Annotated in this window: 10 protein-coding genes; 7 read left to right on the top strand and 3 right to left on the bottom strand. The window is 59.9% G+C overall.

Going from position 1 to position 12610, the window contains the following annotated elements:
- The first annotated feature begins 113 nt into the window (after positions 1-113).
- Together ACSYSO_RS03425 and ACSYSO_RS03420 are read left to right on the top strand one after the other, a co-directional pair.
- Positions 114-2573, top strand: coding sequence for a sensor histidine kinase (locus tag ACSYSO_RS03425; RefSeq protein ID WP_489760624.1), 2460 nt, complete (start codon positions 114-116; stop codon positions 2571-2573).
- A gap of 38 nt (positions 2574-2611) precedes the next feature.
- On the top strand, positions 2612-3427 hold the full coding sequence (locus tag ACSYSO_RS03420; RefSeq protein ID WP_489760625.1) for a response regulator: 816 nt from the start codon (positions 2612-2614) through the stop codon (positions 3425-3427).
- 193 nt (positions 3428-3620) lie between these two features.
- On the opposite strand, the gene ACSYSO_RS03415 is transcribed toward ACSYSO_RS03420, so the two are convergent.
- On the bottom strand, positions 3621-6311 hold the full coding sequence (locus ACSYSO_RS03415) for an ABC transporter permease (protein WP_489760626.1): 2691 nt from the start codon (positions 6309-6311) through the stop codon (positions 3621-3623).
- A 61-nt stretch (positions 6312-6372) separates the two neighbouring features.
- Positions 6373-7239, bottom strand: a complete 867-nt coding sequence (locus ACSYSO_RS03410) for an ABC transporter ATP-binding protein (protein ID WP_489760642.1) — start codon at positions 7237-7239, stop codon at positions 6373-6375.
- A gap of 59 nt (positions 7240-7298) precedes the next feature.
- On the opposite strand from ACSYSO_RS03410, the gene ACSYSO_RS03405 reads away from it, so the two are divergent.
- The 5 genes from ACSYSO_RS03405 to ACSYSO_RS03385 all read left to right on the top strand — a co-directional run bounded on the left by ACSYSO_RS03405 (position 7299) and on the right by ACSYSO_RS03385 (position 12316).
- A complete protein-coding gene (locus ACSYSO_RS03405; RefSeq protein WP_489760627.1) occupies positions 7299-7448 on the top strand; it encodes a hypothetical protein in 150 nt (49 codons plus the stop codon).
- Positions 7449-7490: 42 nt separating this feature from the next.
- A complete protein-coding gene (locus tag ACSYSO_RS03400; RefSeq protein WP_489760628.1) occupies positions 7491-8360 on the top strand; it encodes a pyridoxamine kinase in 870 nt (289 codons plus the stop codon).
- Between the two features lie 485 nt (positions 8361-8845).
- Positions 8846-9271 (top strand): YraN family protein, encoded by a 426-nt coding sequence (locus ACSYSO_RS03395; protein ID WP_489760629.1) that lies wholly within the window; start codon positions 8846-8848, stop codon positions 9269-9271.
- Positions 9271-10797, top strand: coding sequence for a YifB family Mg chelatase-like AAA ATPase (locus ACSYSO_RS03390; RefSeq protein ID WP_491702000.1), 1527 nt, complete (start codon positions 9271-9273; stop codon positions 10795-10797). Before ACSYSO_RS03395 ends, ACSYSO_RS03390 begins: the two co-directional genes overlap by 1 nt.
- A 1-nt stretch (position 10798) precedes the next feature.
- Positions 10799-12316, top strand: coding sequence for a DNA-processing protein DprA (locus tag ACSYSO_RS03385; protein ID WP_489760630.1), 1518 nt, complete (start codon positions 10799-10801; stop codon positions 12314-12316).
- Here the strand turns inward: ACSYSO_RS03385 and ACSYSO_RS03380 are convergent.
- A complete protein-coding gene (locus ACSYSO_RS03380; RefSeq protein WP_489760631.1) occupies positions 12234-12578 on the bottom strand; it encodes an MGMT family protein in 345 nt (114 codons plus the stop codon). The genes ACSYSO_RS03385 and ACSYSO_RS03380 overlap by 83 nt on opposite strands.
- Positions 12579-12610: the final 32 nt, after the last annotated feature.

The raw sequence follows: 12610 nt of genomic DNA, 5'->3' as shown, positions 1-12610 counted from the left end.
ATCGCGTTCGCTTTGTACACCGCGCCATTACACGCGGTATCGGCATGTCGCCGTGTCCGCCCAACCGCAACATGGCCTTCTATTAGACTGGGTAGATACGGAAGGGAGCAAGCATGGTTCAACGTATGGTCACTTGGGTGCGCCGCCACACCAAGTTCAGCGACATACTGCTGGCCGTGGCGTTGTGCGCGTCTGCGACCATGACTTCCGACACGCAAGCCGGCATTCCCGGACTGCTGTTCCACAATTCCGGAAACGCTGTGTGGATGTGGACGGTGCTGTTGGCCATACCGCTCGTCTGGCGGCGCAGCAACCCCGAAGCCAGTGCACTGACCTTCGTCGGATTAGCCATCGCGCAGCTCCTGTTCGGCCCCATGCTGGTGATCACCGACCTCGCCGCGATGATCATACTGTACTCCGTGGTGGTATATGGCGAAGCCAAGCACGCCAAGCAGTTCATGGCTCTGTCCGTTGTAATGAGCCTGGCCGAGGCCATAGTCATCAACTCGACGCTCAGTCTCGGCCCCTTGCTGAGCACCTACGGCATCCCCACCATTGTCGGCGGAGGCGTCTGCGAGGCCGCAGCCAGCGATGCTTCAAAACCGGGATGCGCCGGTTTAGGGGTCGTCGGCTTGTTGGAGACCTTCGTCATCATCGTCATATTCATGCTGGCCGCCTGCATCACCGGTTATTGGCAGCGCGCCCGGCACCGAACCGTGACCATATTGCGCGAACGCAACGCGGCCATCACCGAACGCGACCTCGAAGAACAGCACATCGCCCGTCTGGCCGAGCGTGCCCGCATCGCCAGAGACATGCACGACGTGGTGGCGCACACCCTGTCCATCGTCATCGTCCAGTCGGATGGCGGCCGGTATGCGGGTGCCCATGATGTGCGCGTGGCACGCACCACGATGGAGACGATTCGCGAGGAATCAGACCGGGCTCTGCGCAGCATGGGCGGCTTATTCGGGGTGTTCGGCGAAGTGCAGCACCACGATTACGGGGACATCGACGCACTCGTGGAGGAGGCGCGCCGGTCATCGTCGGATTCCATCGAACGCACCACGACCGGTACACCGAACCCGGATCTGTTGAACGGGCCGGCCGGCACCGCGGCGTTCCGCGTCGTGCAGGAAGCCCTGACCAACATACGCAAATATGCAGGACCGAACGTGCACGTTACCATTGAGGAGCATTGGGACGAGGCACAGGTACAGTTCACGATTCACGATGACGGGCGCGGCGCCGCAGCTGCCCTTGACCGGCATAAACCGGGATATGGACTGTTGGGCATGCGCGAGCGCATCGAGGCATTGGGGGGCACGGTGACTTCCGGCCCATGCATCGGCGGAGGATTCTCGCTTATCGCCACCATCCCGTATGACTGCGCACGCAAGTCCTCCACCGATACGCAGCCTCGCCTCCGGCCGGTTATATTGTCACGCGACCAAAACACCCAGCGTACCTCGGCATCCCAATCCCAGATTCAGCCTGCCGCTGCCACGCCCGCCCCGGCAGGCTTCGCTGCAGTCGCGACTTCGCAGCGCATTCCGGAGCAGGAACACATCAATGTGGTGGAACGGTTCTCACATTGGGCCGAACGGCATTATCTGAGCGTCGACATCACCCTCACCGCAATACTCGTCACAGTGCTGACCGCATGGCCGGAAATCGGTTTCTCCATGACCATGAACTACGATTCGATGACCATCATCGACCGTCCTTCTTCGCATGCCACCGCTTTTCTGGCTGCGCTGTTCATGGGAATACCATTGGCGTTGCGGCGTCGGTTCCCGCAATCTGGCGCCGTCTTCGCCGCAACCGTCACCCTGGTGCATATCGTCTTCTTCCCTTCCGTCCCCTTTACCGACGTCGTGCTCTCCCTCGTGCTGCTGTATTCAGCTTGTTTGTACGGTCCAAGGCGTGCGGCCGTATGGTCGAACGTCATGGCATTGGCACTATGCGCGGCGTTCGCCGGCAAAGCCTGGACGATGACCATCGGATACACGACGACATGGCGCTGGCTCATGGCCGCCCCCTCCCTGCCGCACTCCGTTTACAGGGGAGCATGGATGTTCATACTGCCCATCGCGCTCACCGGGTATGCGATATGCATCATCGTCATCGCCGCGGCGCTGTGGGTGCGTCTGCGCGGCACCAACGCCATCGTGCTACGCAGCCATGCCGAAGCGTTGGAGGCTGAGCGGGACAAGCAGAATGTGCTGGCGGCCAACGTAGAACGCGAACGTATCAGCTCAGAGATACAGGCCGATGTCAGCCGGGCTTTGGGCGGGGTCATCGCCCAGACCGATGAGGGGCTGCGATTGCTCGACAGCATTGAGGCTCAGCGGACAGGTGCCCTTGAAGGAAGCGGTCTTTCTGTGGCACAGTCATCCCAGATCGCCGCAGCGTTCAAGGCAATCGGAGAGCAGGGACGGCAGGCGTTGGAACATATGCGGCATCTGCTCCAGGTACTCCGGCAGAACGAGGAAAGTCCCGATGGCGCCCAATCACGCGAGCCGAAGCTGCATCCGATACAACCTAATGCCACGCAATCGCTGGGTGTCTGAACCGAACCTTTGCCGAGCCGGGTTGTTAGAGTGAAGGCATGAACGAAACATCATCCATCCGAGTGCTCATAGCGGACGATCAGGAGCTGGTACGTGCCGGGTTCGCGATGGTGATCGATTCCCAGGATGACATGGCCGTGGTCAGTCAAGCCTCCAACGGCGACGAAGCGGTGGCTACCAGCGCCGAGCTGCAACCTGACGTAGTGCTCATGGATGTGCGTATGCCCGGCATGGACGGCATCGAAGCCACCAGGCGCATCACCGACACCGCCGAGGCGGCTGGGCGGACAGTGCGTGTCATCATTCTCACCACTTTTGATTTGGACGAGTATGTGATGAGCGCCATCAACGCCGGAGCATCCGGATTCCTGCTGAAGGACACCGAGCCGGAGACGCTGCTCAGTTCGATCCGAACCGTCTACCAAGGCAATGCCATCATCGCGCCGAGCGCCACGAAACGTCTTATTGAAAAGATGAGTGAAACCTCATCCGGTGCAGGCCACGTGTCAAGCCCCTCGCTCTCGCAGCGTGACTCCATAGAGCCAAGTAACAGCACTGTCACTTCCCCGCTCCACAGCTCGGAAGGTGATGCGCCCTCGGCCGCTGGCATGACTTCACCGGATGCGGCAGCCACACCCGTGTTCTTCACCGACCCCGAACTTGACGACCTGACCGACCGAGAGCGCGAAGTGCTCATCGAGGTGGCGCACGGCCTGTCAAATCAGGAGATTTCCGACAAGCTGTTCATCAGCATGCCTACCGTCAAAACCCATGTGGCTCATGTGCTGTCCAAGATTCACGCCCGCAACCGTGTGCAGGCCGTGGTGTTCGCCTACGACAACCACTTGGTGTAGGGCTCCACCAGATATAAGAAGTCTGCGGGCAACGAGGACCGAAGGCAACCAGCAACAGACAACAGACAACAGACAACCATAGCAGGCATCTTCGGTAACGAAATGAGGGTGTGCCCCTTCCCCACCGATTGGTAGGAAGGGGCACACCCTCATTCTTCCTTCGCATACTGTCGCTTCAGCGGCAATGCTAAGGTCAGGCTTCGGCGAGCGCCTCCACCGGTGGCGTCTTCACCGCACGCCGCGCCGGGAAAATACTGGCTCCCAGTGCAGCCACAACGGCGATGACCAGCAGCACGATGGTATACGACCAGTTGAAGGAATATATCACATTGCCGTAGAAGCTGAAGACCATGTAGGATCCCAACCAGCCAAACCCGGTGCCCAAGGCAATGCCCAGGATGCCGTTCACCACCGCGATCAGCAGGGCTTCTACTGCCAGCGAGCGTTTAAGCTGGCCGCGAGTCATACCCAGTGCACGCAGCGTGGCCGACTCGCGAGTGCGTTCAATGACCGAGAGGCTGAGCGTGTTGGCCACACCGATGAGGGCGATAAGCACCGCCACGGCAAGCAACCCCACCAAGACCGCCATGATTTGGTCAATGGCCTGATCCCACTGCTGCCGGGCTGCCGCCGGGCCGGTCAAGGTCACTCCTTCAAAGTTGGCGGCCTGTTCCTGCAGTCGTGTGAACACTTTCATGTTCTGTGAACCGCTGGCCACACTGCCGAGCAGAATATGCCCGTCCGTGTTCAGGTCTCCGTTGGTAAAGTGCGATATGTCCACGAATCCGGTGAATGATTCCTCGCCCACTTTACGGAAGTCAACCTGCTGAGTGTTGAGCGTCAGCTTACGTTCTTCGGGCTGCGAGGTCGCTTCCTGGCCTTGCTGGTCGGGCTGATTTCCACCGTTCTGCTGCAGCAATGTCACGCGGTTGCCGAAGTCGAGTTCTTTGCCGCTGACACCGTCGACTTTCGACAGCAGCACCGCATTGGAGTCCAAGGTCATGCCGTCAAGTTTGGCGTGCAGCACTTTATGCAGGCTTTGCATCGAGTCCACACCGATGACGGTCACCGACTTCTCGGCGCCGTCTGTGCCCTTAATGCTCGCCACTGCCGTGGGTGCATACAGCGTATCCTTCACGCCTTGCACTGCAGAGAGTTTGTCTGCAGTGGCCTTGTTCAGCCCGGATCCGGAAGCGGTCATGTCGACGCTGTAGTGCTCATCAAGCGTACTGTCCACGGTCGCTTTGCCGCTGGCTGCACCTGTGGCGATGGTGGAAACCAAGGTGACGCCAATGAGCAGAGCCACACCGGTGGCTGCCACGCGCTTCGGGTTCTTCTGAATGTTCGAGTTGGCGATGTTGGCGCTGGGGCCGATGTGAGACACCACCGCACCAATACCGCGCATGAGCACCGGCAACCAGAACGTGGCGGTGATTACCAGCCCCAGGAAGATAAGCGCACATCCGCCAATGGCTTGCAGCAGCGCTGTGTCATACCCATTGCCGCTGTTGGCATCATCGGATTTGAGCAGAGTGGTCATGCTATGAGCACCTAAGTAGCACAGCAGCGCTCCCAACGCCACCATGAGGGTGCCGGCAATGCCTCGTACTCGTCCTGCGGTTTTGGTTTCCATGGCTTCATATGGTCGCAGTGCTTCCAAAGGTGTGACATTGGTGGCGGAACGGGCCGAGGACAGGGAGGCAAGCACGGTAATGATCACGCCAAAGGCCAACGGCACCCAGATCACCGCAGGGGTGATGACCACATGTACGGGTGCTCCACCACCGGTGAGAATATTGGTTTTGGCCATCAATGCCATCAAGCCGATGCCTGCCCCTATGCCAAGCAGCGAGGAGATAACGCCCAGCAGCCCCGCTTCGGTGAGTACCGAACGGTACAGCTGTCCCTTTTGCGCGCCGATGGCTCGCAGCAGCGCCAGTGTGCGGCGTCGCTGAGCCACCATCACCTGGAAGGTATTGGCAATGACGAGCGCGGCCACGAACATGGCCAGGATTCCGAAGACAAGCAGGAAGGTGGTGATGATTTGCGTACCGCCCGAGCTCAGCGCCTTCATCTGATCGTCGCCGATCTTCTGACGAGTGTCAAGCTGGTAATGCTGCGGCATCATCTTGCGCAGGGCGGGAACTGCGGTATCTGCGGCCTGCTCGTCGATATGGAACAGCACCGTGCTACTGGATACCGAGACTTGGCTGTAGTCCTTGACACCATTCATCAGCGCGAAGACGTTCTTGGACAGCACGGATGCACCACCGTACGAAGCGTACGCGGACTGCGTGTCGTGCGTCAGTCCCACCACGTGCAGCGTAAGTTTCGCCGGCAGCTTCGCACTGGTAGGAGCCGTCATCACATTGCTGCTGTTGGATTGGGTGTTCAGGGAGATCGTACTGCCGACGCTTGCCTTCAACTCACTGGCCAGGGAGTCAGGCAATGCGATTTCGTTGTCCTTGCTGGGTTGGGTACCTTGAGCAATGTCGACCGGCAGCAGCGTGGCATCCGGTGACGTTGCCACGGCGTAGGTCATGGTCGTATGATCGCCGGTAATGGAGAACGGCGCGCTGACCGACGCTTCCGCTGCCTTCACGCCGTTCACCGAACGCATCTGGTCGAGGTGCAGTTCCCCGACTGTGGGCGAGGCGACCGAGCTGTCACCGGACATCTGAGCATCCTGGGTGTCGGAGTCGAGACCCATCACGTAGTTGGCTTTGCCGAATGACGCGGTGAGCTGGTCGGTCAGCGACCGTTCCATGGCGTTGCCGAAGAGGAAGGTGGAAGCGATGAACGCCGTGCCGATGAGAATGGCGATGCCTGCGGGAATAAGCATTTTCCCGCTTTTTTTCATAAGTTTGAGAGTGATTGACCACATATGCGTTTCCTTGAGAAGTTAAACCGTCACCTTGTTGACTGGGATGTGCGCGTCTGGCGCATCAGAATGACTGAGGCACGACCGGTTCGGATTCCTGCATGCGCCGTGTGGCCTGTTCGCGTTCCTGCATGAGCAGGTCGCTCATCTGCTCGGCGTTCGGCTGGTGCACGTCGGCCACAATCTGACCGTCGGCGAAAACGATGGCACGGTCGGCATAGGACGCGGCCACTGCGTCGTGTGTGACCATGACGATGGTCTGCCCCAGCTCGCTTACCGAGCGTTTGAGGAAGCTGAGCACCTCGGCGCTGGACACCGAATCGAGGTTGCCGGTAGGCTCGTCAGCGAACACCACCTGAGGCTTGGTGATAAGGGCACGCGCGATGGCCACGCGCTGTTGCTGGCCGCCGGACAGCTCGGTGGGACGGTGCTTGAGCCGCTCCCCCAGGCCAAGCGTTTTGACGAGCATGCGGTACCAGTTCTTGTCGGCTTTGGCTCCTGCCAAGGTCAATGGCATCATGATGTTCTGTTCCGCGGTGAACATGGGCAGCAGGTTGAAGCTTTGGAAGATGAAGCCGATTTCGGTGCGACGCAACTTGGTGAGGCCGTTGTCATCCATGCGGGTGATGTCGTGCCTGCCGAGCAGCACACGGCCGGACGTGGCTGAGTCTAGGCCGGCGAGGGTGTGCATGAGGGTGGATTTGCCGGAACCGGAGGGACCCATGATGGCGGTGAACTTGCCTTGCTCGAACCCGACGTTGACATGGCGCAACGCGTGCACCAGGTTCTCACCTTTGCCGTAATCCTTGACCAGGTCGATTGCCTGGACAGCGTAGGCGCGCTCGGTTCCTGCCGGACCATAGGCCGGAGGCTGCACCCCGGGTGCCGCGGCGGCGTCGACGACCGAGGCGCCGGTGAACTCGGACGGCATGGTGTTGTTGGAATCGTTCATCGTAGAGCTCCATCTCATTGGTTGCTTTCGTTTATGATATGAAATTCTACGTGTCCGGTGACGGCGGCGACATCATGCGTTGGAACGAAATTGCGCTGAAGCCCAAAACAGCCCCGTCATCCCAAAGGATGAGCATAGGCCAACAGTTGGCGCTACCGGGAACTAGAGTCGGCAGTACCGGCGTGTGAGTTATGCAATAAGCGGCGGCATTCCCTATGAAAGGCAAAAAGATGACCGACACCCTGTACGACCGAAACCCCGACTATATCCCGCGTGTAGCCGCAGTGCACGACATGTGCGGCTACGGCAAATGCTCCCTAACCGCCGCCATCCCGATTCTTTCCGCCGCCGGTTGCGACGTGTGCCCCGTCCCCACGGCACTGTTCTCCGCGCACACCAAATACTCGGTGTACACCTTCCACGACACCACCAGCATCCTCAACGACTATCTGGATGCCTGGCAGCAGGAGGATGTCGATCTGGACGGCGTGTACAGCGGGTTCCTAGGGTCGGCCGAGCAGGTGGATCTCATCAAACGCCTGTACCGGGAATACCCCAAGGCGCTGCGACTGGTGGATCCGGTGATGGGCGACGGCGGACAGATGTACCCGACCTATACGCAGGAGATGTGCGAAGCGACCGGCACACTGGCGGACGGCGCCGACGTGCTTATGCCCAACCTGACCGAGGCGGCGCTGCTGACCGGACGCGACTACCCGGGGCAGAATCTGGACGAAGCGCAAGTGGACGATTGGCTGGGCGCTTTGCTTGACCTCGGCGCCAAGAATGTGGTGCTCAAGGGCATCGACCGCGGTGACGGTACATTGCGCAACTATGTGGGACGCCGTGAGAGCGGACGTGTGGTCAAGCATGAATTGGTGCACAAAAAGCTGCCCTACATGATTCATGGCACCGGAGATGCGTTCGCATCCGCGGTATGCGGGGCCGTGCTCGCCGGCAAACCGCTTGAACAGGCGGCCCAAGTGGCCGGCGAGTTCGTGCGCCACGCCATGGAGCATACGCGCCAGCAGCCGCACTTTGAAGATCGTGGCGTGAGCTTCGAACTTGACTTGGGAGAGCTGACCGGCCTGGTCAAATAAGCACGGCACAGATAGTCGCGCCTATACGGACATACAAACACGGGCTGCAGTTGCGTACCGTTGTGTATCATCTGTGCAACATCTGCGCAGCGCCGCCAGCAGCACGTCGCTAGCACGAAGGTCCGCACTCAACAAAATGTATGTATTGGCTCCCGCCTTTGCATGCAGTTGAGCGCGGACCTTGTCAGCGCTGTGCCGCAATGAGGCGGGAGTCGGCAGCATGCAAGGGCGGTGATGCTTCCTCCACTGCCTTCTCCACATGTTCCGCCGTTGCCTCTCCGGTTATCCACAGACACGCCGGAAGGCTAAGGTTTCGTCCACATCGCTCTAAAATCCTTTGTTCGCAGTCGCCATTGTGGTTCTCTGGATGCATGACACATACCACAGCATCTACGACTCATCCATCGATACGGCCAGCAAGGCATGCTTTGCCTGGCAACCATCCCACGCGGTACACGCCACCGCCTCTCTACAGCGGAACATCCTTGCGGTTCCGCACTCCCCACCATCTCAGTGAAGCCGATTCTCTGGCATTACAGCTGCTTGACCCGACACTGTCCAGCCACCAGCTAGGAGCACTGGGCGAACAGTATGCTGCCGCGTGGCTCAAGCAACGCGATTGGCAGGTACTCACTCGCAACTGGCACACCCGGTTCGGTGAAATCGACATCGTCATGCTCAGCCCTGAGGACGTCATCGTCTTCGTGGAGGTGAAGACGCGGCGTTCCCTGCGCTTCGGCACACCACAAGAGGCCATCACCCGCAGCAAGCAGATCAATCTGCGACGAGCGGCCATGCTGTGGCTGAGTGAGGAAGGCAGACATGTGCGCCACACCAGCATCAGGTTCGACGCTCTGGCGCTGCTGGTCCAAGACGAGGTGACAGTACGTCACATTCAGGAGGCGTTCTGATGGTCATTGGCACCGCGATGTCAGTCGGGTTGGTCGGACTCAAGGCATTCACCATTCACATGCAGGCGTTCGTCTCCCCCGGACTGCCATATTTTTCCGTCATCGGTCTGCCCGACGCATCCTTGAGCGAAGCGAGGGAACGGGTCAAATCCGCCTGCCAGGCCAGCGGATTCTCATGGCCGCAGACTAGGGTCACCGTCAATCTCTCCCCCGCTTCGATGCCCAAGCGCGGTTCTTCCCACGACATGGCCATAGCAGTGAGCGTGCTGAGCGCATCCGGGGCGATTCCCGCCGACTGTTTGGCTCGGACAGTGGTGTTGGGCGAACTCAATCTGGACGGCACGGTGTTGCCGGTCACCGGAGTGCTGCCCATAGCGTTGTTCGCCAAGGAGCATGGTATCACCGATCTCATCGTGCCCAGTGGCAACGTGGATGAAGCTGCGCTGGTAGACGGACTTCGGGTACGGGGCGTGAGACATGTGGGAGAACTCATCGAGATGATGGGAGGCGATGCACGATACACCATTGCGGACGAGCGTCATACCGTCAACGATGTGGGGCCTGAAAGCGGACATATGCCCGATGCGGGAGACATGACCGATGTGGTGGGTCAAGAACATACCAAATGGGCATTAACCGTGGCGGCTGCCGGCGGCCATCATGTGCTGATGACCGGTCCGCCGGGATCCGGCAAGACGATGCTTGCCTCGCGCTTTCCGAGCATCATGTGCCCGTTGGACGAGCGGGAGCAGTTGGAGGTAGCGTCGATTCGTTCCCTGTGCGGCACGTTGGCCTCTCATGGTATCAGTGATATACCGCCGTTCGAAGCCCCGCACCACACTGCTTCGACGGCAGCACTCGCAGGTGGAGGGACTGGTGTGGCGTTGCCGGGAGCCATCACCCGGTCGCACTGCGGTGTGCTGTTCATGGACGAGGCACCGGAGTTCTCCCCCAGATCGCTGCAGACTTTGCGAGAACCTTTGGAATCCGGATATGTGGCACTTTCCCGATCGCGAGGCACAACGTACTATCCGGCCCGATTCCAGCTCATCATGGCCGCCAATCCATGCCCATGCGGTTACGGGTACGGCACCGGCGAGCGCTGCACCTGCCGAGAACGCGAACGGGTGCGGTACTTCGCCAGACTGTCCGGGCCCATCTTGGACCGCATCGACATCCAGATGGAGGTACCTCCAGTTGAACATATCGTCCAAGCAAACAAGGAGCAGGAATCAAGCGATTCCATACGAGCGAAAGTAACTCGCGCGAGAATGGCAGCCAAGGATCGTTTCAAAAAGCATCGTTGGGTATGCAACGCCCAAGCTTCGGGAACATGGCTGCGCGCCAATACTTCCGACAAGGCGATGGACATCATAGACCGGGCGTTGAGCGACAACCGCCTGACCTTGCGAGGTGCCGACCGCGCCATGCGTCTGGCATGGACGTTGTCGGATCTGGCCGGATTGTCCTCTCCCGGTCCGGACGAGGTGTGGCAGAGCATCACCTTACGCACCCAGGAGCAGTGACATGACCGATACACGCCAACACACCGAATCTGCAGCAGAGATAGCTACCGCCAGCCACGTACCCGATGAGGACACGCTGGCTCGCGCGACGCTCACCTTTTGCATCGACGGCGCCGACGCACTCATGTTCGCGACCATCAAGGGCGCACAGGGTGCCATTGCGGCCTTGCGGCTCATCCACGAAACCAAGAGCGACAGCGCCGGTTGCAAAGCCAGTCAAGCTAAACTTGACGAGGTATTTGCAACAGGTACAGCGCGTTGGGGACGCAAGGTTAACGCTCGTGGCATGCAAGCATTCCATCGAGCCCTGCAACGTTGGCATCTGCGCCTTAATGCTTTGCCCAGCAACGACGAGAGCACTCTGATCGATTACTTCACCAACGGGGGCGAGCAATGGATCATAGGCCCCACTTCCCCATGCTGGCCCTCACAGTTGGACGATCTTTCCACCCGCAAAGAGTGGGCTACTCCGTTGTGCTTATGGGGATTGGGAGACCCCTATGCTTTAGTCAGCTGTTCGCAACCGATCGCTGTGGTAGGTTCGCGCGGTACCAACGATTATGGTCGGTATGTAGCTCTCACCATCGCTGAGAACGCAGCCGAGAACGGACACCTCGTCGTTTCCGGCGGCGCGTACGGAGTTGACGCTGCCGCCCACTGGGGTGCGTTAGAGAGCATGTCCAGGCTCGGTCCCGAGCATTCCGGCCGCACGGTTGCGGTATTTGCGGGCGGATTGAAGCACATGGGTCCTGGGCGCAACACCGACTTGTTTCAACGCATGCGCGAACAACGGGGCGCACTCATCAGCGAACTATGCCCCGATACGATTCCTGAAGCCAGACGGTTCCTACTGCGCAACCGCATCATCGCGGCGCTGTCTTCCAGTGTGGTCGTGGCACAGGCACGCACCCGCTCCGGCGCACTCAACACAGCATTGTGGGCTGCCGACCTGGGGCGTGAAGTCTACGCTGCGCCTGGAAACATCAACACTCCGGAAAACACGGGGTGCAACCATCTCATCAGAGATAACCGTGCCATGCTGCTCGCCTCGGTCCACGAGACAGGTATCTGTCACGAAAGTCATGCGCCGTCCGGCCTCCCGCACATAAACGCAACACCACGCACCACAGTGCCAGATGGCGAGGTCTCAATGATTGCGTCATCCGCCGTCGTTCAACCTGCCACCACCGGCTCAGAAGCGCATGCTCCAATCGACCACGCTCCGCTCAGCGAACGCCATCAAGCGGTCATACATGCGTACCGGAGGTGCCGGAACACCCGGATCGCCGCCACTCCCGACAATTTGCTCAACGCGCTCAACGCGTCCACTGCCGGCGGGTCTGGTTCCCAAAGCGAACCATGGACCATAGCAAGGCTCGGTCAAACGCTGGGAGCGATGGAATTGGAAGGCCTGGTCACCATGACTTCAGGAGTGGTCAGCCTTGCCACTGGCACCGCTCAAGGTCAACCACCCAGCCGTCTTCCCCGGCGTTCTCCCGATCGGAAGGACTTGGCATGAATCGCACACCTTCCTCTTCCAAAAGAGCACGCTGCCGCATGGGACCGCCGAAAGCGAATCCCGGTGCCAGCGAACCGTCACGGAACACGACCCGATGGCAGGGAATGACACCTGGTTCGGGGTTGGCATGCAACGCGAACCCCACGAAACGCGCGTTGCGCGGATTGCCTGCGGCGGCCGCAACCTGGCCGTACGTGGCCACCCGACCGGCGGGTATGCTGCGCACCACGTCATACACTTTGGCATTAAACGATCCAGACATCGCTTCCATTGTCCACTCCGGCATCGTCAACA

It is taken from the genome of Bifidobacterium sp. ESL1130 (assembly GCF_058507935.1).
Note: the sequence above shows the minus strand (reverse complement) of the source record. Positions and strands in the feature narration are given on the sequence as shown.

Coding starts and splice junctions, on each gene's coding strand:
- ACSYSO_RS03415 (WP_489760626.1), bottom strand. CDS start 6,311: ATGTGGTCAATCACTCTCAAACTTATGAAAAAAAGCGGGAAAATGCTT.
- ACSYSO_RS03410 (WP_489760642.1), bottom strand. CDS start 7,239: ATGCCGTCCGAGTTCACCGGCGCCTCGGTCGTCGACGCCGCCGCGGCA.
- ACSYSO_RS03390 (WP_491702000.1), top strand. CDS start 9,271: ATGGTCATTGGCACCGCGATGTCAGTCGGGTTGGTCGGACTCAAGGCA.
- ACSYSO_RS03420 (WP_489760625.1), top strand. CDS start 2,612: ATGAACGAAACATCATCCATCCGAGTGCTCATAGCGGACGATCAGGAG.
- ACSYSO_RS03425 (WP_489760624.1), top strand. CDS start 114: ATGGTTCAACGTATGGTCACTTGGGTGCGCCGCCACACCAAGTTCAGC.
- ACSYSO_RS03380 (WP_489760631.1), bottom strand. CDS start 12,578: ATGTCTGGATCGTTTAATGCCAAAGTGTATGACGTGGTGCGCAGCATA.
- ACSYSO_RS03385 (WP_489760630.1), top strand. CDS start 10,799: ATGACCGATACACGCCAACACACCGAATCTGCAGCAGAGATAGCTACC.
- ACSYSO_RS03405 (WP_489760627.1), top strand. CDS start 7,299: ATGAAATTCTACGTGTCCGGTGACGGCGGCGACATCATGCGTTGGAAC.
- ACSYSO_RS03400 (WP_489760628.1), top strand. CDS start 7,491: ATGACCGACACCCTGTACGACCGAAACCCCGACTATATCCCGCGTGTA.